Origin of the sequence: Staphylococcus sp. FSL K6-3157 (assembly GCF_038005145.1) — a bacterium.
GTDB classification, from domain to species: Bacteria; Bacillota; Bacilli; order Staphylococcales; family Staphylococcaceae; genus Staphylococcus; species Staphylococcus equorum.
Window position 1 is genome coordinate 2,253,167 of record NZ_JBBOSM010000001.1, and the last position, 26,584, is coordinate 2,279,750.

29 protein-coding genes are annotated in these 26,584 nt (G+C 32.1%); 5 read left to right on the plus strand and 24 right to left on the minus strand.

What is annotated here, in order from left to right; translation table 11 throughout:
• Window positions 1-603: 603 nt before the first annotated feature.
• The 9 genes from MHB47_RS10895 to MHB47_RS10935 all read right to left on the minus strand — a co-directional run bounded on the left by MHB47_RS10895 (window position 604) and on the right by MHB47_RS10935 (window position 9,503).
• Window positions 604-2,655 (minus strand): cation:proton antiporter, encoded by a 2,052-nt coding sequence (locus MHB47_RS10895; protein WP_340756646.1) that lies wholly within the window; start codon window positions 2,653-2,655, stop codon window positions 604-606.
• Window positions 2,656-3,078: 423 nt separating this feature from the next.
• Window positions 3,079-3,525 carry a Na+/H+ antiporter subunit G gene (locus MHB47_RS10900; protein ID WP_002508400.1) on the minus strand — a complete coding sequence of 149 codons (447 nt, stop codon included), beginning with the start codon at window positions 3,523-3,525 and terminating at the stop codon, window positions 3,079-3,081.
• Complete coding sequence (mnhF2, locus tag MHB47_RS10905) at window positions 3,500-3,802, minus strand: Na+/H+ antiporter Mnh2 subunit F (RefSeq protein WP_021339612.1); 303 nt, start codon at window positions 3,800-3,802, stop codon at window positions 3,500-3,502. Before mnhF2 ends, MHB47_RS10900 begins: the two co-directional genes overlap by 26 nt.
• Complete coding sequence (mnhE2, locus tag MHB47_RS10910; RefSeq protein ID WP_002508402.1) at window positions 3,799-4,281, minus strand: Na+/H+ antiporter Mnh2 subunit E; 483 nt, start codon at window positions 4,279-4,281, stop codon at window positions 3,799-3,801. The genes mnhF2 and mnhE2 overlap by 4 nt, the downstream gene beginning before the upstream one ends.
• A complete protein-coding gene (mnhD2, locus tag MHB47_RS10915; RefSeq protein WP_340757318.1) occupies window positions 4,281-5,786 on the minus strand; it encodes a Na+/H+ antiporter Mnh2 subunit D in 1,506 nt (501 codons plus the stop codon). Before mnhD2 ends, mnhE2 begins: the two co-directional genes overlap by 1 nt.
• A complete protein-coding gene (gene mnhC2, locus MHB47_RS10920; protein ID WP_002508404.1) occupies window positions 5,773-6,123 on the minus strand; it encodes a Na+/H+ antiporter Mnh2 subunit C in 351 nt (116 codons plus the stop codon). The genes mnhD2 and mnhC2 overlap by 14 nt, the downstream gene beginning before the upstream one ends.
• On the minus strand, window positions 6,120-6,545 hold the full coding sequence (mnhB2, locus tag MHB47_RS10925) for a Na+/H+ antiporter Mnh2 subunit B (RefSeq protein WP_002508405.1): 426 nt from the start codon (window positions 6,543-6,545) through the stop codon (window positions 6,120-6,122). Before mnhB2 ends, mnhC2 begins: the two co-directional genes overlap by 4 nt.
• Complete coding sequence (locus tag MHB47_RS10930) at window positions 6,532-8,928, minus strand: DUF4040 family protein (protein ID WP_340756648.1); 2,397 nt, start codon at window positions 8,926-8,928, stop codon at window positions 6,532-6,534. Before MHB47_RS10930 ends, mnhB2 begins: the two co-directional genes overlap by 14 nt.
• A 23-nt stretch (window positions 8,929-8,951) precedes the next feature.
• Complete coding sequence (locus MHB47_RS10935) at window positions 8,952-9,503, minus strand: tyrosine-type recombinase/integrase (protein ID WP_340756650.1); 552 nt, start codon at window positions 9,501-9,503, stop codon at window positions 8,952-8,954.
• Between the two features lie 148 nt (window positions 9,504-9,651).
• Here MHB47_RS10935 and sroA point away from each other — a divergent pair, with 148 nt between their 5' ends.
• Window positions 9,652-9,858 (plus strand): sigS mRNA-stabilizing protein SroA, encoded by a 207-nt coding sequence (gene sroA, locus MHB47_RS10940; protein WP_002508408.1) that lies wholly within the window; start codon window positions 9,652-9,654, stop codon window positions 9,856-9,858.
• A gap of 16 nt (window positions 9,859-9,874) precedes the next feature.
• On the plus strand, window positions 9,875-10,093 hold the full coding sequence (locus tag MHB47_RS10945; RefSeq protein WP_031266061.1) for a DUF2922 domain-containing protein: 219 nt from the start codon (window positions 9,875-9,877) through the stop codon (window positions 10,091-10,093).
• A gap of 141 nt (window positions 10,094-10,234) precedes the next feature.
• Here the strand turns inward: MHB47_RS10945 and MHB47_RS10950 are convergent, their stop codons facing one another.
• Entirely contained in the window at window positions 10,235-10,468 is a 234-nt protein-coding gene (locus tag MHB47_RS10950; protein ID WP_002508410.1) for a hypothetical protein, read from the minus strand.
• Between the two features lie 230 nt (window positions 10,469-10,698).
• On the opposite strand from MHB47_RS10950, the gene MHB47_RS10955 reads away from it, so the two are divergent.
• The 3 genes from MHB47_RS10955 (at window position 10,699) to sarA (ending at window position 13,420) form a co-directional block, all read left to right on the plus strand.
• Complete coding sequence (locus tag MHB47_RS10955; protein ID WP_069819150.1) at window positions 10,699-11,628, plus strand: DMT family transporter; 930 nt, start codon at window positions 10,699-10,701, stop codon at window positions 11,626-11,628.
• 108 nt (window positions 11,629-11,736) lie between these two features.
• Window positions 11,737-12,684, plus strand: coding sequence for an efflux RND transporter periplasmic adaptor subunit (locus MHB47_RS10960; RefSeq protein ID WP_340756654.1), 948 nt, complete (start codon window positions 11,737-11,739; stop codon window positions 12,682-12,684).
• A gap of 361 nt (window positions 12,685-13,045) precedes the next feature.
• The gene (gene sarA / locus MHB47_RS10965) at window positions 13,046-13,420 is read left to right on the plus strand and encodes a global transcriptional regulator SarA (protein WP_021339604.1); all 375 of its coding nucleotides are present in this window, start codon (window positions 13,046-13,048) and stop codon (window positions 13,418-13,420) included.
• Between the two features lie 272 nt (window positions 13,421-13,692).
• Here sarA and MHB47_RS10970 read toward each other — a convergent pair whose 3' ends face one another.
• The 14 genes from MHB47_RS10970 to MHB47_RS11035 all read right to left on the minus strand — a co-directional run bounded on the left by MHB47_RS10970 (window position 13,693) and on the right by MHB47_RS11035 (window position 26,453).
• Window positions 13,693-14,505 (minus strand): alpha/beta fold hydrolase, encoded by an 813-nt coding sequence (locus tag MHB47_RS10970; RefSeq protein WP_340756656.1) that lies wholly within the window; start codon window positions 14,503-14,505, stop codon window positions 13,693-13,695.
• Between the two features lie 208 nt (window positions 14,506-14,713).
• On the minus strand, window positions 14,714-15,424 hold the full coding sequence (locus tag MHB47_RS10975) for a hypothetical protein (protein WP_340756658.1): 711 nt from the start codon (window positions 15,422-15,424) through the stop codon (window positions 14,714-14,716).
• Between the two features lie 151 nt (window positions 15,425-15,575).
• Window positions 15,576-16,082, minus strand: a complete 507-nt coding sequence (locus MHB47_RS10980; RefSeq protein ID WP_021339602.1) for an SA0570 family protein — start codon at window positions 16,080-16,082, stop codon at window positions 15,576-15,578.
• A 132-nt stretch (window positions 16,083-16,214) separates the two neighbouring features.
• The gene (locus MHB47_RS10985) at window positions 16,215-17,012 is read right to left on the minus strand and encodes an alpha/beta fold hydrolase (RefSeq protein ID WP_056935336.1); all 798 of its coding nucleotides are present in this window, start codon (window positions 17,010-17,012) and stop codon (window positions 16,215-16,217) included.
• A gap of 3 nt (window positions 17,013-17,015) precedes the next feature.
• Window positions 17,016-17,714 (minus strand): HAD family hydrolase, encoded by a 699-nt coding sequence (locus MHB47_RS10990; RefSeq protein ID WP_056935335.1) that lies wholly within the window; start codon window positions 17,712-17,714, stop codon window positions 17,016-17,018.
• Between the two features lie 74 nt (window positions 17,715-17,788).
• Window positions 17,789-18,739 carry a FecCD family ABC transporter permease gene (locus MHB47_RS10995; protein ID WP_285324981.1) on the minus strand — a complete coding sequence of 317 codons (951 nt, stop codon included), beginning with the start codon at window positions 18,737-18,739 and terminating at the stop codon, window positions 17,789-17,791.
• A gap of 140 nt (window positions 18,740-18,879) precedes the next feature.
• Window positions 18,880-19,767 carry an ABC transporter substrate-binding protein gene (locus MHB47_RS11000; protein ID WP_340756664.1) on the minus strand — a complete coding sequence of 296 codons (888 nt, stop codon included), beginning with the start codon at window positions 19,765-19,767 and terminating at the stop codon, window positions 18,880-18,882.
• A 199-nt stretch (window positions 19,768-19,966) separates the two neighbouring features.
• A complete protein-coding gene (locus MHB47_RS11005) occupies window positions 19,967-20,737 on the minus strand; it encodes a MerR family transcriptional regulator (protein ID WP_340756666.1) in 771 nt (256 codons plus the stop codon).
• Between the two features lie 60 nt (window positions 20,738-20,797).
• Complete coding sequence (locus tag MHB47_RS11010; RefSeq protein WP_340756668.1) at window positions 20,798-21,433, minus strand: endonuclease III domain-containing protein; 636 nt, start codon at window positions 21,431-21,433, stop codon at window positions 20,798-20,800.
• Between the two features lie 165 nt (window positions 21,434-21,598).
• Entirely contained in the window at window positions 21,599-23,266 is a 1,668-nt protein-coding gene (gene argS / locus MHB47_RS11015; protein ID WP_340756669.1) for an arginine--tRNA ligase, read from the minus strand.
• Entirely contained in the window at window positions 23,266-23,679 is a 414-nt protein-coding gene (locus tag MHB47_RS11020; RefSeq protein ID WP_002508424.1) for a DUF1934 domain-containing protein, read from the minus strand. The genes argS and MHB47_RS11020 overlap by 1 nt, the downstream gene beginning before the upstream one ends.
• A gap of 289 nt (window positions 23,680-23,968) precedes the next feature.
• Window positions 23,969-24,481 (minus strand): YwhD family protein, encoded by a 513-nt coding sequence (locus MHB47_RS11025; RefSeq protein WP_021339593.1) that lies wholly within the window; start codon window positions 24,479-24,481, stop codon window positions 23,969-23,971.
• Window positions 24,482-24,639: 158 nt separating this feature from the next.
• Window positions 24,640-25,956, minus strand: a complete 1,317-nt coding sequence (locus MHB47_RS11030; RefSeq protein WP_340756671.1) for an HD domain-containing protein — start codon at window positions 25,954-25,956, stop codon at window positions 24,640-24,642.
• A gap of 17 nt (window positions 25,957-25,973) precedes the next feature.
• A complete protein-coding gene (locus MHB47_RS11035; RefSeq protein ID WP_340756673.1) occupies window positions 25,974-26,453 on the minus strand; it encodes a GNAT family N-acetyltransferase in 480 nt (159 codons plus the stop codon).
• Between the last annotated feature and the right edge of the window lie 131 nt (window positions 26,454-26,584).

Here is a 26,584-nt window from a genome sequence, read left to right on the forward strand (position 1 = left end):
TATTCCTCTTAAAAATTCACTTTAGTGTTTAGGTGTTTTTATGCATAAAGACTTACTTTCCAATTCATTGCGATTAGTAAGTCTTATACATATGCTTTAGCATATGTGATCCACTACAACAGCTCAGGCGTTCCTTCTCTCCTACAAAGAAATTAGTTTCGCTTATACATTCGCCTTTGCTAATGTATTACGCAATCGTTTAACTCATTGATGTTATTCTAAATAACCTTTGAATAAGTAATATATACATTAGTATTACAGGGTCTATGGATGATTTTCCATTATTTAATTTAAATATATTATTACTATTTAAAAAATGTCAGTAATTTGAGCCGAAGACTACAAGCTATGCCCGTGAAAAGCGTACAAAAAAAGTGCCAACAAAGTCGGAGACTTTGTCGACACTCTGAGAGGCTGAGACAAAATACATGTCTCAGTCTCAATTATTATATTAGCGGTGGCTGACTGAACTGAAAATGCGGTTATATTAAGCTCTTGTATTCCATTTTCTAGTTAGCTTTGCTGGGTTGGCTCATACGACGAAATCTTGTTAGAAAAATTAGATTTCTCTCCCACTCCCTCATTCTATTTAAGAATCATTCATTAATCCGTTAAACTATCTACAATAATCATTTCATCATAATTTATTGCTTCACGTATTTTTAAAGCAGTAACTTCGCTTACCTCTTCATCTTCAACCATTTGATTCAATAGACGGCGTTGTTCTTTAAGTGCCGCTAATTTAATTTTTGTTATTGAATTCTCGTTTTTTGCATTAAAGAAATTAGACGGCGTTAAGTTATCTATACGTATAAGATAACTATCACAAATCATACCTACCTCTAATTTATTATCTTCAGTTGTTTCTTTAGCTAAACGACTTACGACGCGATAATGTACTGTACGCATAACATTAGAGATTTCTCGCAAGTTGTCAATGATGGATAATGAAGTAGCTGCATTGGTCTTAACTTTACGTTTAATTCTGCGTTTTAATATCATTGCTCTAAGTTCGACTTTTATACGTTGAAGTAAAGAAGCTTGCTTATAGACTTGCGTACGTTCAGAATAACGCATATAGTTTTCTAGAACGTTAGTAGTAATATCACCATTCTCTACTAAACCATTTAATGTATTATTTTCAACCGCAAATGCAATATTTTGTAGTCTTTGAAGTTCCTTCGTATTTTCATCTTCGTTTTCCACAGTTTTTAAAAATGCTAATTTCTCATGATAATCCTTGATTACATTACCATATTGGAAACTAGATTCCACAGATGACATTTGATTTAAATTATCAATGACTTTTTCTAATATTAAAACACGTGCCTGCTTGAAACTCATTCCTTTTTGTTTCGGTTTTTCAGCATTTGGTGTAACTAATGGTAAAACCAATTGCGCAACAATCAAACTAATAATCACCATTCCAGATGCTATAAAAAGTAAATCATCCCTGAAAATAAAAGAATGATGATCTGCTAACACATACGGTAGAGTTAAGGCAATTGCTAACGAAATTGTGCCATGAACGCCGCACACCGTCATGACAAACGCATACATGCCACGTTTTGGAGGTGCTTCTGTCGGTTTCTGATTATCTTCATTATAAGAAATCATTTTTTGGAATGGACTGACTGGTAAGTAAAAGTAAGGATATAATATGAATACCCATAAAAATCTAAATAAATATATCGCAAGTGCAATTAAACAAGTAACGACAATTAAGAAAATTAAATTATGAGGTTCATTTTCTATAATTCTTCCTACTACTTCAGGTATTAAGTATCCTAAAATAGAAAATACAAAACCATTTAATGCATAACCTAATATATTCCAGGTGTGGTTATAACTCATTTGCAATCTCGTACGTGCTTGAGCAATACGGTCACGCTCAAAACCATGTACTAAACCTGCCACTACAGCAGCAATGATACCTGATGCATGAAACATTTCTGCCACTATATATGTCACAAAAGGTGTAACAAGCTGTATAAAAGTGAACATATTAATATTTTCAATACCACGTCTAGATAACGTTACTCTAAATCTTACTAAAGCTACCCCAATAAGAAGCCCAACAATAAAACCGCCTATTGAAGAAACAAGAAACTGTTCAACAGCATGCGTCACTGAAAACGCACCTGTAACAAGTGCTGCTACAGCAATTTTAAAAGATATGATACCCGCAGCATCATTTAAAAGTGACTCACCCTCTAAAATTGTCATAGATCCTTTTGGTAACACTTTCCCATTTGTAATAGCTTGAACTGCAACAGCATCTGTAGGGCATAATATCGCAGCAAGCGCAAAAGCTGCAGCCATTGGTAATTCCGGCCAAATCCAATGAACAAAAAGCCCTACTACAATTACAGTAGTAATGACTAAACCTAATGCCATCATTAGTACCGGTTTAATATAACGCCTTAAGTGGACACGCGAAACTTTAACCCCTTCTACAAAAAGTAATGGTGCAATTAATGCAACCATAAACAGTTCTGAATCAAAATGAAGTTCAACAGGTACAGGAATCACATACACCAACATACCGAGTATAATTTGAATAAAAGCTAAAGGCACTTTCGGTATAAAAATGTGTACAAGTGAGCTAACGATTACTAGTGCTAAAAAAATGAGTATCGTCTCAAATATTTGCAAGGTTTCACCTCTTTTCAACTTAATTATTTTTTCATAATTGTTGAGGTTGAAACAATAAATAATATCGTTTTTTAAATGAACATACTGTGTCTCAAACTCTTACACCTAATAACAAATAGTATAACCCCTATCATCTATTTGATTAATATTTTTAAAATTAACACAATTACAAATATATATTATTTTATCATTTTTTTACCCTTTGCTTAAACGTATTACACTTGGGAAGTTGAATTTTCTTTTACAACTTCTCATATACAGTCTAATGCACAATTAAATAGTATTGCCTAATTTAATATTAGAATCACAATAGAATGTATATACAAAATAGTTCTGATGCATACGCGTTCGAGACAACTAAAAAATGATGAGGCTGCGACATATACTTATGTCCCAACTTCATCATTTTTTAGAATTTATATATTAGTAATCGTGTTCTTTTTCATATGTTTTACGTCTACGTTCTTCACGATCTTCTGCACGTTTTTTCAACATATCAAATGTATTATTTTCCTTAGAACTCAACAATATATTTGTTTGTCTTGGCGCGTCACTTTTACGATACATGTATGCCCCTGTACGATAAGCGGCACGTGATATTAAGTGTCCTCCAACTGGCGACGTTAAATTAATAAACACCAATGCCAAAATAAGTCGCACACTTAAATAACCTTGTGAAGAAATAAAATAGATAATAACGCCTACAAGTGTCAGTAATACTGAAAGTGTAGAACTTTTAGTCGATGCGTGACTTCGTAAAAATACATCTTGAAATTTTATTAAACCTATTGCACTTATTAATGCGATAATACTTCCTAAAAACATCATAAATGCTGCGATTAAATTAACGATTTCGCTTGTTATTTGCATTGAAGACGTGCCCCCCTTCTATAAATCTAGAAATGGAAACGGTGCTTACAAATGAAATAATAGCGATTAATAGAATTGAATCAAGGAACGAGAATGTACCAAAGACAATACTGAGCATACCTACCATAGACATAAGTATGGCGCTTGCGGTATCAAAAGCAACAACCCTATCAGCAGTTGTTGGTCCTTTAATCAATCTAAATAAAGTTAATAATAATGCAATTCCAAACAAAATCAGTGCACTTGTAATGAAAAAATCAATAAGGGATTCTATCATTCTGCCACCTCCAATATGAGTCCTTCATATTGTCTAATACTTTTTAGCAATTTTTGTTTTTCTTTGTCTGAGACATCAATTGCGTGTATAAAGAACTTTTGTTTTTCTTTTGAAATTCTTATTACCGTTGAACCTGGAGTTATAATAATTAAAATTGTTAAAAAGCTAACTTCCCAATCACTACTTAACGTTGTTTCATAAGTTACCAAGCCCGGATTTAAATCTTTAGTTTTAAATAAAATATAATTAATTGTTGTCATACTAGACGTGACTAGTTGATATAGATAAACAGCTAAAAATTTAATCGTTACCCAAACTTTTTTGAGATAAAATTGCTGTCCAAAAAAGCGGTGTAAAATATAGATAACTAATAAGCCAATAAGATAACCTGAGGAGAACGTTGATGCTTTAAAAGATTCTTCATCTTGAAAAAGCACCCATAAAAAAGCAATGACAATGTTAAGCAAAACCTGTTGCATTATTTATCCTCCTTCACTAAATGAGGGTTAACCATTTTTTCATATAGTCCATCATCCATATTTAAATGTGTCGCATTATCTGTCACTTTAAAAATCAATGGCGCTGCAAGTCCCATAGCGAGTATCACTGCTGCCAATATCCCAATGAGACCTTTACGGTACGTAGGTATCTTTTTAAAGTCTGTTTCTTCAGCTTTCTTCTCATTACCCAGATACATCGTAAAGAAGATCCTGAACAAGCTAAACATTGCAATTAAACTTGTAATTATCATTAAAGATAAGCCAATATAATTACCATTTTCTATAGCACCTTTAAAAATGAATACTTTACCAGGGAAACCACTAAATGGTGGTACGCCTCCGATAGCTAAGATCATAACTACAAAAGCCACACCAAAGAATGGTTCTTGTTTGGCTAGACCATTTAAATTTCTATATTGTCTGTATCCAGTAATATAGACTAAACTACCAATAATAAAGAATAGCAATGTCTTAACGACAATGTCATTAGCTAAATAGAAAATAGCGCCATTGACACCAGCGTAGGTATTTGATCCTAACCCTAATATGATAAATCCAATTGAAAGTATAACTTGATATGCTGCAATCTTTTTAATATCACGATAAGCAAGTACGCCAAATGCTCCAATCAGCATTGTAATACAAGCTAAAAATACCAGTAGTGGATGCGTAATGCCTTCATGACCATCAAAAATCAATGTAAAGAACCGGATTAATGCGTAAGCCCCTACTTTAGTCATTAATGCTGCAAACAGTGCTGCAAGTTCCGTATTTAAAACTGCATAGGCTTTAGGTAACCACATAAAGAGCACTAATGCAGCTTTAGCACCAAAAGCTATTAAAAAGACCATAGACACAATCGTTATAGCACTTTTGTCATTCATCTCATTCAATCGCTGTGCTACAAGTGCAAAGTTTAACGTACCTGTCAGTTTATAAAGCAGCCCAATACCTAGAAGTAACAACCATGAACCAAGTATATTAAGTACCACATAAATAATTGCCGCACGTAATTGCTCAATTGATTGTCCTAATGTGATAAGTACGAAGGATGCCAATAACATAACTTCAAACATGACATATATATTGAATAAGTCAGCTGTTAAAAATGAACCTATAACACCTACAGTTAAGAATAAGATGAAACTTGGTAGATAATAGCGTATTGCTCTTTTCTCTGTTCTACCAAAACCATAAGCCATAATTAACGTAACAACGAAACTGGATGTAGTAACCATCAATAAACTTAATGAATCACCAACAAATTGAATACCAAAAGGTGCTTCCCATCCTCCAAAATCTAAGGCAATAGGTTTGTTATACATTACGTGAATTAATAAGAACAATGAAATAACTGTTGTAACAGCCATCGTTCCAATTGAAAAAATTCGAGACAATCTGCTGTTAGTACGGATGAAGACAAGGGCTAATGCACAAACTGCTGGGAGAAGTAACGGTAGTATTAATAAATTACTCATTAGCATCGTCGTCATCACCTCTCAATACATCAATTTCATCTTCTTTTGTTACACGATACGTTCTATATACAAGTACTAATAGAAAAGCTGTCATTGCAAAGCCAATTACAATCGCCGTTAACACAATTGCCTGTAATAAAGGATCAACAAAGTTTTTACTGCCTTCTCCTATCAAAGGTTCAACCATATTCTTGCCATATTGACCCATACTCATAATAATTAAATTGCCTGCATGTGTGTAAATAGATATACCTATAACGATTCTTATTAAATTGACTGATAATATCATATACGTTCCGATAAATATTAAGAAGCCAATAACCATTAATAATATAAGATTCATGATCGACCACCACTTATAGATAACATAACCGTTACGACAACACCTACAACAGATAATACAATACCTGCTTCAAATAACGTTACGGTCGTTAAATGGACTTCACCTAACAAAGGTAATTGTACATATGCGTCAGTTTGGTAAAGGAACGGTTTACCAAAAAACATAGGTACAACTGCAGTAGCAAAAGAAACTAATGAACCTATGATCATTAATATTCTAAAATCTAAAGGCAAAGCGACTAACACTTGTTTAACATCGAAGGCCAAGAACATTAAAATAAATGCTGAGCTAAATACAAGACCACCAATAAAGCCGCCACCTGGATTATTATGACCTGCCAAAAACAGATAAAATCCAAAAGTTAACAATATAAAAACGACAATCTTGGTTACCGTTCGTAATACAACATCATTCTCTTTCATCTTGACCCCTCCGTTCTTTAAAGTTAAGTAATGTATAAATTCCTAAACCAGCAATGATGAGCACCATACCTTCAAATAAAGTATCTAGTGCACGGAAGTCACCAAGAATGGAATTTACAATGTTTTTGCCGCCTGCTAATTCGTATGCATCATGGTAAAATGTCGAAATTGTAGCCATCGAGTCACTTTGCTGTGCAATAAATACGAGCATGACTACAATCACTGCCATTAAGAGCGATACAATAATTTTGACCACTTCACGTTTTTTGTGAACTTTTGTACGCGGTACGTTAGGTAGTCTTGAAAAACTAACAATAAATAATATTGTTGTAATCGTTTCTACAACTAATTGTGTTAATGCTAAATCTGGCGCTTTCATTAATATAAAGAATATCGTTACACAATAACCGATAATTCCATTTAAAATAACCATTGTTAAACGTTGACGTATAAATGTTAAAGCAATACCTAGTACAAATACGACAATTAAAGTAATTACTTCTAACGGACCAAATTCACTCACATGAATTTGTTGTACTTTTGGAAATCCTGCTTGAATAACTCCATATACCACAACCATTATAAAAATAAGTAAAGTTAATGTGATGTAATGATTTAAACGGTTATTCATTAAGCTTCGGATTCCATATCCTGAATAATGTTCAAATTGTTTATATGAACCTAAGTATAAATCTGTAATTGATTTTACTTTAATCTTATTAGCATATTTTTTCCAATCGATTTTAAATGCTGCTGTGAAGCCAACAATCATTACAATCAAACTTAAAATCAACGGTAAATTAAATCCGTGCCACTGAGATACATGTGGCGCTATTTTATCTACATTTTCTCCAATTGTGATACTTCGTAACGCCGGTAAAATAATATAATGCCCAAATATATTGGGAACAAAAAATATAATCGGTAACAAAATCATCATAATTGCAGAAGGTAGTGTGAACATGAATGGTTCATGCGGATTTTTTATCGGTAAATCTGCTTTCTGATAGTCTCCCCAGAAAACTTCCTTAATCATGTAAACTGCATAAATCAAAGTAAATATACTTGCTACAACGCCTATCACCGCAATAATTACCGTAAGGAATATATTGAATTGGGGTAATTGATGTGCGCTCACAAGTCCGTCAAAGAACATTTCCTTACTTAAGAAGCCATTTAAAAATGGGATACCTGCCATCGATAAAGCAGAAAGTAACATTATTATATGTGTAATAGGAAATACCTTTCTTAAACCTGATAAGCGACGAATATCTCTCGTACCTGTCTCATGGTCAATAATACCTACACCCATAAACAGCGCACCTTTAAACAAAGCATGATTCATTAAATGGAATAAAGCTGCGAACAGTATTAAACCATAAATTTTAGAAAGTTCACCTGTCGGATGTTGAGCAAATCCTCCACCTAGTCCTACCATTGATACAATCATACCTAGTTGACTAATTGTAGAATAAGCTAATATTGCTTTCATATCGACTTGGCGTATTGCATTGATTGCGCCAAAAATCATTGTGATTAAACCAACGAATGTCACACAATAAATATAGAAATCACTTAAACCTAAAACAGGTGTAAATCTAAATAGCAAGAATATACCTGCTTTAACCATTGTTGCCGAATGTAGATACGCACTTACTGGTGTTGGAGCAGCCATCGCTTTCGGTAACCAAATGTGAAATGGAAATTGAGCTGACTTTGTAAATGCCCCTATTAAAATGAGAATAATAATAGGTATAAACAAGTCACTTTGGGCAATTTGATCACTCTGTTCAATAATTGAAGTTATTGAATTTGTTCCTGTTACAGTATAAATCATAATGAAGCCTGCTAATAATGCCAAACCACCAAAGACTGTAATCATAAATGATTGTATGGCCCCAAATTGACTATCACCTTTATTGTACCAATAGGCAATAAGCAAGAACGAAGATACACTTGTTAATTCCCAAAACACATACATAAGAATCGTATTGTTAGCAGTAACGATACCTAGCATACTGAGCATAAAGAGTAATAAATATACATAAAAACGTGGTAAATTGTCATGTTCTTTAGATAAATATTGAGTTGCGTAGTAAAATACGGCTAAACCAATGAGTGAAATTAATAAACTGAAGAATAAACTCAATCCATCTAATCTAAAATCAATATTGATATCTAAGAGTGTCAGCCACGGTATCTTAACCGTTACAAAATGTCCTGCCATCACTTGAGGTATTTGCCATAAAAAGTAAATCGAAGAAATAATCGGTGCAATTAAAGCAATTTGACCTGCAAATCGCTGGAATTTAGGATTTGTTAGTGTGAACAATACCGCTACCATGATTATAATCAAGGCACCCAGTAAATATATTAAGCTCATCATATCCCTCCTTTAATTATATTTTATAAATTTAAAGCTATTGTTGTTTTAGTAGTCTTTGCAGAAATACCTATAAATTTCATCGTTTCAAAAGTTGTTTGATGACCTAAATATTTTTGAATAATAGAAATAGATATACCAGATTGATAAGCATGATAAGCAAATGTCTTTCTTAACGTCGTCAAACCAATATGTAGCATGCCTAACTCTTCAGCTGCAGCATGGATAATACGATATGCTTGTTGTCTTGATAGACCTTTTAAAGTTCTATTTGATCGAAACAATAGCTCATCATTTTTCAGATCTTCTTCAGTAATAAAGATCATTAATTCATTCCTCAACGTGTCGGGTAATCTAATATGAATATTGGGAGCTTGGTCCTCTAGCCAATACAGCTTAATATCATCGTGTTCGTCTTTGACGTCTGACACACAAAGATTTAGTAGTTCGGAAAGTTTAACGCCAGTATGTATTGCAAACTTGAATAATAAATAATCTCGTTTCGACTTATTACTTAATACTTCATACATAGACTTTATCTCTTTTATATCCCTTATAGGGTCCACTTGATTCATATATTCACCTCTTAACAAATTGAATGTTTCTTATTTAATGATATATGATATTTATGTCACATGGAAGTATTTAAACCGAATTTCTCAAAAAAATTTTGACCATTTTAGGATGTTTATTCGATATATATAGTGAAAGGAGGTTAAGCAAATGAATCAAATCAAACAGCTTGGAGTCACATTAACCCGCGTTTTGTATGATCAAGATGGAAAAGCTTCAAAGTTCAAGCGTCATTTCGCAAATTTAAATACCGAAGCAACGCCAGAACAAATAAAAAGCTTCAAGTCTATCATTGAGCAAATTACTGGTGAGCACTTTGACACTATCGAAGTTATTAAAACTGAAACAATTAATTAAGGAGGAGAAAAAAATGATGTCCCAAACATTAGAACTTATTTTCAATGATGCTGTGAATAAAACAATCAAATTGCAAATACCTAAGATCGAACATTCGGTAAACGAAGGTACAGTTAAGGAAGGAATGAATAAATTAATCACGCTTGATATTTTAAGACCAAAAACAGGCATCCCTACAAAAGTTCATTCTGCGCATATTATAGATAAGACAACCAATGTTCTTTTTGAAAATTAGTTAATTCTATTATAAATATATTTACTTAGGTGATTAACTAAAAAAAGGCTTGAAACGATTGTTTCAGGCCTTCTTTTTACACAGAATAATTGACGTTTTAAACAGCCCACCAATTAATCTCACTATTATTGATTTATACCATTAATCTCTATAGGGTCTTAATCTAACCGTATCACCAAAAAATATCTTTTTCTTACCTAACTTCTTGCATATTGCATATTTATCATACACTTCAACAATTTGAGCTAAATTTTTATAAGATCTTCTTGGATTCAACACTTCTATAAATTGATTTTTCTTAATGCCATCATTACTTCCTGCCCCAACAAAAAAAGTTTCCTCATCTGTTAGTCGAATTATGGAAAGCTGTTTCAATATAATTAGTCACTCACTTCTTCAAAAGCTTTTATTATTATAAAGTTATTATTACTTCATAGTTGTTAATCTTATTTCCCAAAAACCATTAACATACGTATTCTATTATATTTTGTGTGTTGTGTACATTATAATAAACTAAAAAGCTATTTTCTTTTAAAGAATTTAAACATAGGAAAAGCATAACCTTTCCTATATAATGTAATTATCCTAATAGAAAGCGTGATTTAATGTTTCTTTTATATATTATTGGGATTATCGCAGGTATGGTTGTTCCGTTCCAAACTTCAATTAATTCTAGACTAAGCCTTTATACAAAGTCTTCATTCTATGCGTCAACAATCTCATTTGCAACAGGTACAATCTTTTTAATCATACTCAATCTTATAACTAATCCTCATGTTTTTACAGCACAATTTTACAGTAATCAATCTTTTAGTTACATATGGTTTGTCGGCGGTATGCTTGGCGTCATTTTCCTAACTGGGAACTTACTCCTTTTACCCCGTTTAGGTGCATCTCTTACTGTAGTACTCACTGTAGCTGGTCAAATCATTATGGGTGTGACAATCGACACATTTGGCTGGTTTGGAGCTGATAAAGAAGCCTTCACAGCATTTAAAGTACTGGGTATTATATTTTTAATTTTCGGTATCATTCTGATGAATTATGTTCGCAGAAACCCTAAAGACAAAAATAAAAATAGTTCAATTTATATTTGGTTGTTTATTGGATTTATATTTGGCTTCTGTCCACCTATTCAAACTGCTATTAATAGCGCATTGGGTCAACAAATAAATTCATCAGTAATGGCTTCACTGATATCATTTACAGTAGGTACAATTGTATTATTTATTTTGACTTTAATTTTCAATAGAAGTCTTAAACTTGCTACTTTCACACCTAAAGAAGGTCGTCTTAAACCTATTTACTTTATCGGTGGTATCCTTGGTGTGATTTTTGTGACTACAAACATTATTTTAATGCCTCACTTAGGCGCTGCATTGACTACAATTATTGTTATGCTAGGTCAAATGTTAATGGGTGTTATTATAGATCATTTCGGCTTGCTGGGCACTTACAAAAATAAAATTACTAAGAGAAAAGTTTTCGGTATTATTGCTATAATGATTGGCATTATTTTATTGAGATTATTTTAAAAATTGTTCACTCGAGTCATTTACTTTTAACATTTAGTAAATGACTTCTTTTTTTATAACAAATCCTTTGTTTTTCGCTGTATAATCAAATCATCAATACATCAAGAGGTGACATCATTGAAGAAAATCATTATTTTATTTACTGTGTTGATAATACTTTGTAGTATCGGCGCCCTAAGTTTTTACTATTTCAAAATTAAAATAACCACGAGTAAACCAGAGCATCATATTGACACTTTGAAAATAACCTATAATAAACCCTATACCTTTATAGGAAGGCAAGAGCCTGCTCAACGATTTCCAGTTCATTATGAGCCCCATAAAGGCTATATTAACGATTGGTTCGTTAAGTCACATGACAAAATAGAAAAAAACCAGCCTCTATTTGAATATTATAATCCACGTATTGAACATCAAATTAGTAGCAAGCAAAAATACCTTTCACAATTAAAGCAAAACAATAAATCCTCCACTACCCCAGTATATTCAGAAATATTACGTCTACAAAATCAAATCGCACAACTCCAAGAACAACTTCGTATCACAGTTTATGCTCCAGCGTCTGGCATCGTTCATATTAATCAATCATGGTCTAATCAAACTAAATCTCCTGTTATGCAAATCTATGATCCTACTACAGTAATCAAAGCTGAAGTTGATGAAGTGATAATTGATAAGCTTCATTTAAAAGACAAAGTTTCTATTAAAGACAATAATCAGCAAACATTTGACGGTGAAGTGAATTATATTTCTAATTTTCCAATAAATATAGACACATCAACTAAAAATTCCAAATATTTAGTTGAGCTAAATTCAAATTCTGCCGCTGTTTTTGGTAAACATTTCACAGTAGAAATACCTAACCGCATTATTGAAATTCCCAAAACAGCAATATATGATAAGCAATTTGTTTTTATACAAAGAAATAAAAAATTTATAAAACGAGTTATTAAAACACAAAATTCGGGTAATAACAAAGATGTACTAATTCTTGAAGGATTAAATCAAGGAGATGTCATAGCTAGAAATGCCGATACTGTGCTGTCTAAAAATTAGACGTACACGTTATAAAAAGTTATCATTTTAAAACATGATAATATTATTTAGCCTTTTTATCATATTATGGTAAATTGAAAAATATAAAAATAAATTTCGATTAGTGTATTGGTATTTAAAGAATTGAATTAATAATAGAAATCATTAACGTAACGCTTAAACATGTTTTTGTTTACTTTCTATTTTTATTTAGTTATAATAAACTAAATAATAGTGGTTTTAATATATTTCACTTAAATATAATCGAGCCACAAATTATGACAAACACTTTGTATTTAACTTTGAATTAAGACAAATAATCATACAAAAAAATTATTAATATGTATATTTGATTGGGCATTTAGAATAGGGAGGAATTAGGATGGCTATCACCAAAATCAATGATTGCTTTGAATTATTAGCTATGGTCACATATGCTGACAAACTAAAAGGTATTATCAAAAAAGAATTTTCAGTAAGTTTCGAGGAGTTCGCTGTATTAACATATATTAGCGAACACGAAAGTGAAGAATATTATTTAAAAGATATCATTAATCACTTGAATTACAAACAACCACAAGTTGTTAAAGCTGTTAAAAACTTATCTCAAGAAGATTACTTTGATAAGAAACGTAACGAGCAAGATGAAAGAACTGTATTAATCTTAGTTAACACTAAGCAACGTAAAAAAATCAATGAATTATTAACTCGCGTTAATAGTCGAATTAAAGAAGCTAACGACGAAAAAGAAGTTTAAGCTAATTTAAATTTCTATAATATATTCAACTTATTTTTTAAAGGGGGAGTGGACATGTATTTATGTCCACTCCCCTTTTTTATATGTACTTACCTTTTTCATGTTATCAACACCACTTCAAAATCTTCATTCCATACAAAAAGTAAAAAATACCGCTGATAAAGTCCTGAGACATTATATCAACAGTATTTCATAAAAAAAATAAAAAAATTGCAGTATCTATGCTCTATAAAATAGCAACGTGTATTTTATAACGACTTTGCAAAACCCCTTTATACTGAATCATTCTTTTGATATTTCAAAGCATCAATAAAATCTAAATAGGCTTCCACAAAATGATCGGGCTCTTCAATATGTGGCGCATGACCTGATTGCTTAAATTCTAAAATAGTTAAAGTTTGAAACGCATGATTATATCTATCCGTTGATTCTCCCATATTTAAGGGGTCATATCTTCCATTAACTAGTAGAGTTGGAACATTAACATGTTCAATTTCAATGTCTTTATTAAAAACTGGAAATCCCATTATTGCTCTTGTCGCAACAGCACTATCTTCGGCTGATTGTCTACTATAAATGAGCTGATTTTGAAACCACTTTTTCGCTTTTCCTTGATCTTTATACATATACGGTAACAATAGAATAAGTGCTTCAGATTTATCAAAGCCTTCTATTTCATCTTGATGTTCTATCATTAATTTATTTAACCCGTGTACACTGTCTATAAGATTAGATGCAATTAAAGTTAATGATGTCACCATTGATTCATATTTGTTAGTAAAACTTTTAGCTATTAAGCCACCCATATCATGTCCAATTAAATGTGCTTCTTCAACTTCTAATTTTTTCATTAATATTTTTAAATCTTCAACATGATCTTCTAAATTAAAGGAGTTCGGCTTAGAAGATTTACCATGCCCTCTCACATCGTAAACAATAACATCAAATTTATTTTTCAATGCATCTTTCAAGTTATATAAAGAAGCCATATTGCTATCTAGTCCATGTATTAATATAACAGGAAAACCTTGACCCTCACGGATATATGCAATCTCGTTGTTACAACTTGTTTCGATTTTTATCATTATGGGCCACCTCCCTTTTCAGAAGTAATATACCCTTATTTTGTGTTTATTACGCTACTATTTTTGCTTTTGTCAGAATATATCGTTTATAAATTTATTATTTTTCTATTCCAGCTATTAAAAAAAGCGCTTCAAGATGTTAACGAATTATTTCAGTTAACATTTTGAAGCGCGTTCTAAAAATATATTTATATAAAGTATTTTAACTTTAGTTCCTAGATGAAATACGTATTGTGTAATAAATAATAACAATTAATAGCAAGAACCAAATAACGATAGATCCAATTTGAGCAATTTCAGGACTGCTAATCATCGCGTCTATTGTTTTTTGACAAAGTAGTAAACCAATACCAGTAAATTCTAATCTTCTAAAATAAAGACCAGCAATACTAAATATAATACCCACAAAAAATACAGCTTGATGTCCGTATACAGTTACTGCTACGATACCCAAATTCATATTAAATGCGTGTGCAATAATGAGTATAAAAGACACACCTGCAACTACTAATCCTATTATTCTTTCGAATTTATTACTATAAAGATAGTTTTTCCAATCAATACGTAAATATATAAAAATCGAAATTGGTAAGATAATTAAACAATAAAAGATAGACAATCCTGTTGCTGCTTGGAACGGCACAAATTGTTTATCATATAAATACGATAGCAATATAAAATTAAGTATAAAAAACACAATAGGATTCAATTGTAATGTAAATAAATTACGTTGTATCGTCAAAATCACTTCAGCGGGTGATTTTTTTCTATATTCAATATAATCTTCATCTTTTTCTTCAGATTTCTGAAAATATTTTTTCAATTTCACTTTAATATCATCTATTAAATTTGGTGAAAGACCTTTATGAGTGAAGTAATCATTAATGTTTTCCACTAGTACTTTGTCGTTAACTCTCATGACAAGCTCCTTTAATAATATTTGAACTATATCTACTATAATTTAATTTATAATCTCATACTTACACTTATTTTAACAATAAAATAACCGACAAGTATATAGCTTTACACTTGCCGGTCAAATTATTCTTTTTAAATGCTATAAGCAATATTTATTCACCAATATCTATACGATATAGTTTAATGTTTTTATCACTTGGAGATGATGAGCTGAATTGATATGAAACTTCATCATCTTGCACATAGCCAAAGTTACCAGTTACGTTATTATAATGCTCACGTGCGACCGCATCTTTGCTTACTTCATTTTTAACTTCATCATAAGCTGGGCCATCAGTATCATTATAACTCATAGAAACACGAGTAATTTCGCCTTCATTTTTCTTACCATCAGTAGCTACAACAAGTACACCATTGTCTTTTTTAAATTCGTAATAATGTTCACTGTTATCAGGTCGATGAGAATAGACTGGCGTATCATTATTTTTCAATACACTTTGAATAGACTCGCCTAATGTTGCGCCTTCTAATGTTGTATCTCCTTCTTGTAATGCCTTAACATTTTGGATAGAGTTACCTGAAGCCGCATCCACACTACCTGCACCAATTCCAGAAAACGCTAATCCTGAAACTAAAACTGCCGCAAACATTTTTTTCATAAGCGCTCTCTCCTTCTATTTAAAAGTTATTTTGTGCTCATCAACAGTGTACTATAAATATTACGTAATTAACAGGGATGTTACAAAAAGATTACATATTCATATCTTTTGTAATATAAATGTGCGGCTATTCTATATTTTTGTTTTTTCATTTGCTTTAATAAACTCTCCCACAACGTCGAGGAACTTTTCTTGCTGTTCTATAAATGGATATAAACCTGATTTTTCGAACACTTCAAACGAAACATCCCCGATATAGTCACCCACTTCCTTAGCTTCTACAACGGTTGTTCTTTCACCGTGTTGCCCAGCGATAATTAAAGTTGGTAAATGGATTTCCCCTAAATAATGCATTATTTGATTATTATTAAATGATTCCTTTACTGCTGTTAATTCAGCTTTCGTAGCAATTGCATTGGTATCATCTACTTGTTTTAAAACCTTTTTAGCTGCGCGTTTTGAATAATATAAATGCTTATCAAAAAACTTTTGTTGCGCTTCTTGTTCCCAATTACGTACTTTATCTGAATATTTGCGATACAAACGTTCTTCAGGTGTTATTTCATTAAGTAGCGTTGGATTCACTAATGTCAGTGTCGTTGCCATCTCTGGATATTGAGCAACAAATGAGGCTGCAACTGATCCGCCTAATTCATGGCCAATTAATGAACATTCTGGAATATATAAATAATCTAATAACGCTTTAATATCTTCTGCATATGTTTTAAATTCAATACCATTTGGTTTATCTGAATAACCATGGCCTCTTAAATCAATAAGCACAACCTGATGTGTTTTATTAAAAGCATTTTCAAGTTCATTGTAAATAGATAAATTATCTAAGGCAGTGTGTATCATTACAATAGCATTGCCCTCACCACTTGTTCTGTAATTCAAAGCGACACCATCTTTTGTTGTAAATAAATTCATTGATTATCTTCCTTTCTTCGCTATAGATAATATTGTTAATAATTCTTCAGTACTTCTAATCGTAAAATCTATTTCTTCAGGTAATGGTTCTACTTCAACATCATCGTCTTCCTTGAACCAAACGCTAATCATTCCCATCGCTCTCGCAGGTGCAACATCATTTAACGGATCATCACCCACATACATCGTTTCTTCTGGTTTTGTCCCTAATTGGGATAACATATCTTCAAAAATCTTAGGATGTGGCTTACGATAACCTACTGTTTCAGATGTAGACAAATAGTTAATCGCATCTTCTACACCTAAAGTATGCATACGAAATTGTTTAATTTTCGACTTTCCATTTGCGATTACACCCGTGAGGTAGCCATTACTTGTTAACTTTTCAAGTGTATAAAGCGTGTCGTAATAAGGAAATACATAACGATAAAAATGCATTTCAAAATCATTAAATAAGTCTTTCCACGTTAAGCGATCAACATGAAAATCTTTAATAATTGCTTTGTACAACTCTGGTTTATCATGATCTTCATCGTCATCTAATTCTATAAATTTTTTCTTAAAATCTTCAAGTTGTATACGTACTAAATAATCATGAAACCTTTCATACTGTTCTTCTATAAATTTTTCGCGTGATTTTTTTCGATCTAAAAGTGTACCTTCTAAGTCAAAGACGACCGCTTTTACTTGTGTTAAGTCCATCATCATTACCTCTTTAATTCAAACTTTTACTTTAATTCATGCTTAACTGTATATATTCATCTATTTATACTTCGTTATTCATACATGCGTGGTTGTGTAATCATGATATAGAATAATACTGGTATACCCAGTAAAGCGAGTATAATACTTGCAGGCACTTGGAATGGTTCTAAAACAACACTTCCTAACCAATCTGAAAGCACCATAATTGTACCACCAATAATCATATTAAGTATCATTTGTTGCCCTAAATCATAATGACCACTGTGTCGCCGTACAAGTTGTGGTATAACCATACCAATAAACCCAATAACACCAACAAAAGCAACGATTACTGCAGTTAAAATTGATGCAATCAACAACACGCTATATGTCATGCTTTGAACATTTAAACCTAATGATTTGGCTCGTAAATCGCCAAGTTGTAATAATTTAATTTTAGAAATCATGCTTAATAAAATAATAACACCAATGAGTAGCACTGTGCCAATGTATACCACTTCGTTATATTCAGCTGAAGAGAATCCACCAAACATATAATTGACAATATTATTCATTTTATTTTGATTAAATATAATGAGTATATATAGAAAGGCGTTAAATAAAGCCCCTATCATAATACCCGATAATATCAATGTTCTAATCGGATACCCCCTCGACATCGCTATCGTTAGAGCAAGGACTAAAATCAATGTAATAATACTGAATGCAACTGAAAATATTGGCAACCAAATAAATGACATTCCTAGGACGACAGCCAAGCCTGATCCAAATGTTGCCCCGCTCGCTAACCCTAATGTAAAACTATCTGCTAATGGATTATTTAATAATGTTTGAAACATATGGCCTGCAAGTGTTAAACCAATACCTGCAAGCAATGCTTGTAGTGTTCTTGGTATTCTAACTTGAAAGAGGATAGTTTGGGTCAGTGCGTTGCTGATATCCCCAATACTCCATAATAAACTTAGCAATATGCTAGCAATGAGTACTGTTAGCCATATTATGATTGATTTATAGTACTGCATTTTTTTGCCACGCTTTCAATGAAATCTTTCAATTATTACAATATCATCTGTTAATGCTTAACACTACACCCACCTCTATAAATGTCAGGAATTTCATAAGCTCAAGATAGTACGGTAATATGGTTATAGAGATAAATATGCTACTCTTTGTATATGGCTTCTTTTAAAGCTTTTAGTCCATCATCAATACGTGGACCGGGACGAGAAATTTCATCGCCATCCACAGCTTCAACATGCTTTTGTTGCACTGCTTTTATGTCACTAAATCCACCACGATTATTTAATATTTTTTGATATTCGGCTTTAGAAATACCCATTGTCGAAATCATAATATCTGGATTCTTCTTAATAATTGCTTCTTTACTTACTTTTTGCCAACCTTCTAAATTCGAAAAACTATTCGTTGCGTTTAATTCGCTTAACATATCATCAAAAAAAGTGTTATTACCCGCTGTAAATATTTCTGGTTCAGAAGATACTTCCATAAACACTTTTTGTGGTTTAGCATCTTTTGGTACAGATGCTTTCACTTCTTTAATATTTTGTTTTGTCTCTTTAATGAGTGTATTTGCCTCATCCTCTTTACCAGTCACCTGCCCAATTTGTTTAAATGTGCTATACATTTCAGTAATTGACTGTGCATCTTTCACGTAGACTATTTTAACGCCACTATCTTTAAGCGTATTTAATATATCACCACTTGTCGATTTCTGGGATTCATGCGCTAAAATTAAATCTGGTTTTGCTTTTAATAAGGATTCTTTATTTAATTTCATTGCATCAAACTGCTGCTTATCTTTAACTTCTTGCGGATAATCATCAACAGTAGAGACACCCACAATATTATTTCCTAATCCTAATTCATACAATATCTCCGTATTACTAGGCATCAACGATATTATCCTATCATAAGATTGTTTGTCCGAATTCTGTGCTTTCTCTTTCGTTTGGTCTTCGTTTGTTCCACAAGCTGCTAATGAAAATACTAAAACAATAAAAAGATAAAATATTTTATGAGGTCTTTTCACGTCGTAATCTCCTAGTTCATATTTTTCTTTATCATATCAAAATTCAGCCCAATTTTAATTAACAAACCTAAATTTTTTCTATAAATACACATTTAATGGTGAAATCACTAAAAAAACACCAAACGACTGCTATCAGTCATTTGATGCCTAATTAAGCGTTTATGTCATATTTTATAAACAAATTCAATGGAAGACAAATTTAACTTAAATTATCTTCTTTATTAACAAATATACGCATTGTTTGAATTAAATAATGATGGAAATCATCGTTTCGATTTTTGTTAATATTCTTTATAAATCGCTCATCTTGTTCATACGTATGTGCCATATATTCGATAAATTGATTATCACAATTAGGCACTTGAATCGATAAAATACATTTGAGTTCTTCAATATTGTCAACTGCTTGATTAGGTGTAACACCTTCATTTTGTAGTTGATTCATTTTATTAAAAAACGCTTCAAGTTGCTGTGCTATTTTATCATAATCAGACTGTTGTTGATTTTTAGTTTTTCGAGCGTTATTTTGTTCAAATGCTTGGTAATAATTAGAATCTTTATATTTGCTGTATGCTTCACGCTCATATTGTCCGGTTAAATCAAATCCATTGAAATCTTTAATCTCCAGCGCCTCATATTGATGGTTTTCAAAATGTTCTTCTAACTTTTCTAATATACGATTGGATTGATTACGTTTGTCTAAAACAATTTCATAACGAGTACTAAGAATTTCATTCTTTTCAGTCATAGTACTTTCAAAATATTGTTTTATTTCTTCTAACGTTAATTCTAACGCTCTTAAAAATAAAATGTGTTGTAGTTTCGTTAAATTTTCCATGTTATATGATCTGTAACCTTGCTCATATACTTGATTTGGTATTAATAGACCTATCTCATGGTAGTAACGTAATGTACGTGTACTTATACCCGTGATATTTGCAATGTCTTTCGGACTAAATTGTTGTTTCATTTATCTCACCTCCTATAACGCAGTATGTAGTATAACGTTACGTGAAGGTCAACCTCTTTTTTAATTTTCAAAATAAGCATCTAAAAATGTATATTTTGTGTTTATTTTACCGTTAAAATAATTTTTACCAAAATTATCTAACAATGCGTGGAATTCGTTAGCATCTTGATTTGAAAAATCATTTGGTAGTTTAATGTGTCGTTTTAATTGTTCATAACTGTTTGTTTGCGTATATCCTAATTTTCGATATAGCCTCCTTGAATAACTGTCTGCAATAAACTCAACGCCTCCAAAGATATATACAATGAGTACATCAGCTGTCTCACTGCCAATGCCTTTAATTGTTATCAACGCTTTTCTCAAGTCTTGTTTATAATGATCATTAATCTCCTGGTAATCAAAATCATAGTGCTCCAACCAAGTTAATAAAGAGAGAATTGTTTGCGCCTTATTTTTATAAAATCCACTCGATTTAATTAATATTTGTAACTCTTCTATCTTTAAATTCAAGATGTGATGTGGTTCTAAAAGTGTTGCTTGCTTTAAAGATTCAATTGCATATGCTGCATTTCGCCAATTCGTATTCTGAACGAGAATCGCGCCCAACATAACTTCTATTTTTGATTCTGCCGGCCACCAACCCTGTGTACCCATGTGATCATATAGTAGTTGATATAACGTTTTTGTATCCAACATAGTATCCCCATCCCTCTTCAACTTTAAGTTTTATAATTATTTGTAAGTTAATTTATTAAAAAAGAGCGAGCAACAATTTGTTATTGGATAAGTTGCTAACTACATAATCCATACAAATCTATTACTCACTCTCGTTAAGCGAATCTTATCATTTTAAACTTTTACTTACATAGATTCTGGTGCATTAACGCCGACTAAATCTAATGCATTATGCATTGTGATTTTGACTGCATTAATAAGCGCGATTAACGCTGTTGTCTTTTCAACATCATCTGTTAATACTTTTTCCGCATTATAGAATTTATGGAAGTGAGAAGCTAACTCTTGAATATAATTCGTAATTCTATGAGGTGCTCTTTGAACTGCTGAACTTTCAATCATTGTTTCGAATTCAGCTATTTTTTTCAATAAATCAATTGCTTTTGCATTTGTGATATATGAATAATCCGCTTCTTTTGAAGGTTTAATTCCTCTTTCTTCAGCTTGTTTCAAAATCGAACAAATACGTGCATGTGCATACTGTGCATAATACACTGGATTGTCTTGAGATTCTTGTTTCGCTAGTTCCATATCAAAGTCAAAATGTGTATCCGGACTACGCATTGTTAAGAAATAACGTGCAGCATCTACGCCAACTTCATCCATAATTTCACGTAACGTAATTGCATTACCTGTACGTTTACTCATTTTCACTTCTTGTCCATCTTGCATTAAACGAACCATTTGCATAATTTGGATCTCAAGGCGATCTTTTTCTACACCGAATGTTTCTAACGATGCTTTCAAACGATTGATATAACCGTGATGGTCTGCACCAAATAAGTTGATTAATACATCGTTGCCACGTTCTATTTTATCAAAATGATAAGCAATATCTGGTAAGAAGTACGTGTAGTTGCCGTCTTTCTTAATTAATACTCTATCTTTATCATCTTTGAAATCAGTCGTACGTAACCACGTTGCACCATCTTGTTCATACGTATAGCCAAGGTCTGTCATTTTATCTAAAACTTTTTTAATTTCGCCTTTTTCGTATAAAGATGTTTCACTAAACCAACTGTCAAAGTGTGTATTGAAATCAGACAAGTCTGTTCTTAATTTTTCCATTTCATAATCGACACCCAGTTGTCTAAACGTTTTTATACGTTCGTCCTCTGAAAGGTCTTTTAATTCAGGTTGTTTGTCAGCTAAATCTTTACCGATATTAATGATATCCTTACCGTGGTAACCGCCTTCTGGCATTTCAAAAGAATCATCACCAAGCGCTTCGAAATAACGTGCTTCAATTGAGCGCGCTAAATTCGTAATTTGATTACCAGCATCGTTGATATAGTATTCTCTAGTTACTTGATAGCCTGCTGCTTCTAAGATATTTGATAATGTATCTCCAACTGCTGCATTACGGGCATGTCCAATGTGTAGGTCTCCTGTTGGGTTTGCAGAAACATACTCTACTAAGATACTTTTACCATTAGATTCTTCAGTATGGCCAAATTTGTCGCCTTTATCCATTGCTTCAGAAATGATTGCAGTTAAATACGAATTGTCTAAATAAAAATTAATAAATCCAGGACCTGCGATAGCTACTTTTTCTACTTTAGCTTTTGTTGTATCTAAATTATCTACAATAGCTTGTGCGATTTCACGTGGATTGCGTTTTGCTATTTTTGTTAAGACCATTGCAATATTTGTTGAATAGTCACCATTACTTTTATCTTTAGGAATTTCTATTTTGATTTCTGGAATTTCACTCGTATCAGCAAGTTGTGCCTGTTGGATACTGTTATTAATTTCTTCAACCAATGTTTGTTTGACTTGATCAATTATGTTCATTATGGTGTCTCCTTATAAGTAATTTCATATTGATAAGATCCCATTTTCTCTTCATCTTGAATTAAATCATAATGTACTTTCAATTTGCCACCATCAGGCGTAACAAAATGTAAAATGGAATGTGTACGTACCGTTAGTGGGATGCGTCCGCCACTAATTTCATATAAAGTAATCGTATCTTCACCTTCAACGAAATGAAGAATCATTTTAATTTCACCGTTGCGAATGATTTTGACACCTGATTCTTCAATTTTCACTGTAACATTTACAATAACATCATTAATTTCTTCTTGATATCGGATAAATTCAGCATTGCGTTTTTGCCAAGATCCTTGTGTATTTTGCGAAAATTTCTCTTTATTATCAAATTGTTTAACAATTTGTTTCGTCTGGATATTAACATTGTTTTCCAATGTGCGTTTCACCCTAATCTTTAAAATAATACAAACAATTATAGCATACTTGAAATAAGCAATACAGTTGCGAAAACAATTTTCAAAGCGTTAATTTCACACTAACTGAAAATATAGAATTTCTTTTTACCTACCTAAGTCAGCAGCAATATAAGAATAACTGAATAGATTTTACATGCAACACTTACAATTAAGTTGAATTCACATAAAAAAAACAGCCAGAATTCAAACAATTCGGCTGTCTACTTAATCTAATACCAACATGGCTTAGATGTTACTTACATTAAATTTACTGTGTGTTTAATGCGTCATGCAAAGCTTGTTCAGAATTATTCCACATCTCTATATCATGCGCTTTAAGAAAATCTTTTAAAACTTGTTTATTTTCTTCACCGATGTGTTCAATTTCTATTTGACGTTTCATAGATTTATCCATCATATTGACGTGTTCGGGCATACTTTTATATCCTCTACGAATACTTTTATTCACCATTAAATAACAGCCTGTAACACCTGCGTAGTATGGGCCATTTTCGCCTCGTTCAGTCGTAACCCAGCATAGCCAATACTCTTTGGCATCTTCACCTTCAACGACTTCTTTTTCTTTAATCCATTTAACACCTTTTTCAACACTTGCGCGCGCATGCATACCACCAATATCAATAAAGGCTTCCTTATTTTGAACATCAATAAAGACAGGCGCTACGTTATCTAAACTGATTGAACCGATATTCGTACCTTTATGTCCATCTAGTGGGTCATTCTTAATGATGTTAAATTTAAAACCTTTGCTTTCAGCCACTAGCAAACACCTCCCATAAAATAAGTTTCATAATTAATTGTAATATCTACGTTCTATTTTAAAACCACAATACATCTCATGTATACTTAAATGGTTTTTAAAAGTTGGATTCAAAACGACAATTTAATGGCGAACACTTTTCTACCATTGGTTAATCGCTAATTCAATTCATTTAAAATGCTGATAATCGCATTTCTTATATTTTCATCTTCAATTTCAGTAATAAACTCTTTAGGATAATATAGTTTATAATCCTCCCTGTTTATACCAGTAATACTATGAATAATCAATGACTGACTACTAATTTCACGTATTTTACCATTACGGCGTAATAAATGAATAGGTTGTCTATCTGATCCAGGCCTATCATAATCATATGGTAAATCCGAGAACGATTCACTTACAAAATAATAATTTGGATCTATACCTGCTTGTATAAACAAATCGGTTAATTCTGTAATTGTAATAATAGAACCGTCAAACGGCATGTATTTAAATAAGTCACGATTAATAAAACGACGGGATAAATCACTTAAGATTGCATCATCTTCTTTCACCCATGCTTTTAAATAATACAGTACCACGGCTTCATCTAAATCCACGTATTGTTCAATTGTCATGGACTCTTCAAAGAACGGTATGAAATCTGTAGGATGCATTTTAAATGTATAGCCTTCCTCATATAACTGCTTTGCGCGTTTTAAACAATTATTTAATAATACTTCCCCACCTCGACTTACTGGGTGGAAGTAGATTTGCCAATACATTTGGTAACGACTCATAATAAAGTTTTCTACTGCGTGCATACCACTTTCTTTAATAAGCACTTCATCTTTAGATGGGCGCATTAATCTTAAGATACGTTCCATATCAAACTGGCCATAAGATACACCTGTGAAATATGCATCACGCTGTAAATAATCCATTCTATCTGCATCAATTTGTGATGAGATCATAGAAATCACTAATTTATTCTTATGCGTTTTATTAATTACATCTGCAACTTGTTGCGGAAAATCCTCTGAGACACGCTTTAATACTTCATTTACTTCAGTAGGTCCCGTAATAATCGCTTGTGTAAATGCTTCGTGATCCGTGTTAAAAATTTTTTCGAAACTATGTGAAAATGGTCCATGCCCTAAATCATGTAATAAAGCAGCACATAAAGCTAAAGGTCTGTCATCATTATCCCATGCTTCGCGACCATCAAATGAATCGTCAATCAATCTACGTACAATTTCATATACACCGAGCGAATGCCCAAATCTACTATGTTCTGCCGTATGGAATGATAAATATAATGTGCCTAACTGCTTAATACGACGCAAGCGTTGAAATTCTTTCGTCTTAATTAAATCCCAAACCACTTGATCTCTGACATGAATGTACCTATGAATCGGGTCTTTAAAAACTTTTTCTTCAGGTAACTTTTGTGTAGCATAAGTTGTAAATGTCAATGTAGTCCTCCTGTTCATACCCTATACTTTGCAGATCATTTTAATGGCTTACGTAACAACGCTAAGTCCATTGCTTCACCGTACATTACATGTGTGTATGAGCGTACTTTTTCAAAACCTTTTTGTTGGTAGAACGTCATAGCTTCTTCATTTTTATTATCTACTTCTAAATAAACTTCATTATAGTCATCTCTAAAATAACGAATACCTTCGGACAATAGATTAGAACCATAACCATGGTGTTGCCATGATGGGCTCACATAATGTGCAGACAAGAATAATTCAGTACCATAAATAAATATAGCAAAGCCAATAATATTTTCGTCTTCTTCGACTACTAAAAACAATTGATCTTCTAAACGTTTTAGTAAATGTTGTTCATTATATGAAGCAGCCAATAATTCATTTACTGTCTTAGCTGCGTAAATATTTAAATACGTATTATACCAAGCTTTTGTTGCTACATCTCTGATGCTGACAACATCTTCTGCAGTTGCTTTTCTTACTTTGTGCATGTTGCTCTCCCCCTATTTAGATAGGTAATAATAGCTACATTATAACATAATTTTAGTATTCAAAATACTTTATCTATCTAGAATAAAAATAGTTTGAACAACATAAATCATTTGCTCAAACCATCTTTAAT

Bases quoted from the DNA above. Each gene is read 5' to 3' on its own strand.
- MHB47_RS10985 (WP_056935336.1), bottom strand. From the start codon at position 17,012: ATGAATTTATTTACAACAAAAGATGGTGTCGCTTTGAATTACAGAACA.
- MHB47_RS10930 (WP_340756648.1), bottom strand. From the start codon at position 8,928: ATGAGCTTAATATATTTACTGGGTGCCTTGATTATAATCATGGTAGCG.
- mnhE2 (WP_002508402.1), bottom strand. From the start codon at position 4,281: ATGCAACAGGTTTTGCTTAACATTGTCATTGCTTTTTTATGGGTGCTT.
- sroA (WP_002508408.1), top strand. From the start codon at position 9,652: ATGAATCAAATCAAACAGCTTGGAGTCACATTAACCCGCGTTTTGTAT.
- MHB47_RS10955 (WP_069819150.1), top strand. From the start codon at position 10,699: ATGTTTCTTTTATATATTATTGGGATTATCGCAGGTATGGTTGTTCCG.
- MHB47_RS10900 (WP_002508400.1), bottom strand. From the start codon at position 3,525: ATGCAAATAACAAGCGAAATCGTTAATTTAATCGCAGCATTTATGATG.
- mnhD2 (WP_340757318.1), bottom strand. From the start codon at position 5,786: ATGCTAATGAGTAATTTATTAATACTACCGTTACTTCTCCCAGCAGTT.
- mnhF2 (WP_021339612.1), bottom strand. From the start codon at position 3,802: ATGATAGAATCCCTTATTGATTTTTTCATTACAAGTGCACTGATTTTG.
- MHB47_RS10945 (WP_031266061.1), top strand. From the start codon at position 9,875: ATGTCCCAAACATTAGAACTTATTTTCAATGATGCTGTGAATAAAACA.
- MHB47_RS10975 (WP_340756658.1), bottom strand. From the start codon at position 15,424: ATGAGAGTTAACGACAAAGTACTAGTGGAAAACATTAATGATTACTTC.
- MHB47_RS10980 (WP_021339602.1), bottom strand. From the start codon at position 16,082: ATGAAAAAAATGTTTGCGGCAGTTTTAGTTTCAGGATTAGCGTTTTCT.
- MHB47_RS11010 (WP_340756668.1), bottom strand. From the start codon at position 21,433: ATGTTGGATACAAAAACGTTATATCAACTACTATATGATCACATGGGT.
- MHB47_RS10935 (WP_340756650.1), bottom strand. From the start codon at position 9,503: ATGAATCAAGTGGACCCTATAAGGGATATAAAAGAGATAAAGTCTATG.
- MHB47_RS11035 (WP_340756673.1), bottom strand. From the start codon at position 26,453: ATGCACAAAGTAAGAAAAGCAACTGCAGAAGATGTTGTCAGCATCAGA.
- MHB47_RS11005 (WP_340756666.1), bottom strand. From the start codon at position 20,737: ATGAAACAACAATTTAGTCCGAAAGACATTGCAAATATCACGGGTATA.
- MHB47_RS11030 (WP_340756671.1), bottom strand. From the start codon at position 25,956: ATGAACAGGAGGACTACATTGACATTTACAACTTATGCTACACAAAAG.
- MHB47_RS10990 (WP_056935335.1), bottom strand. From the start codon at position 17,714: ATGGACTTAACACAAGTAAAAGCGGTCGTCTTTGACTTAGAAGGTACA.
- mnhC2 (WP_002508404.1), bottom strand. From the start codon at position 6,123: ATGAATCTTATATTATTAATGGTTATTGGCTTCTTAATATTTATCGGA.
- sarA (WP_021339604.1), top strand. From the start codon at position 13,046: ATGGCTATCACCAAAATCAATGATTGCTTTGAATTATTAGCTATGGTC.
- argS (WP_340756669.1), bottom strand. From the start codon at position 23,266: ATGAACATAATTGATCAAGTCAAACAAACATTGGTTGAAGAAATTAAT.
- MHB47_RS10995 (WP_285324981.1), bottom strand. From the start codon at position 18,739: ATGCAGTACTATAAATCAATCATAATATGGCTAACAGTACTCATTGCT.
- mnhB2 (WP_002508405.1), bottom strand. From the start codon at position 6,545: ATGAAAGAGAATGATGTTGTATTACGAACGGTAACCAAGATTGTCGTT.
- MHB47_RS10970 (WP_340756656.1), bottom strand. From the start codon at position 14,505: ATGATAAAAATCGAAACAAGTTGTAACAACGAGATTGCATATATCCGT.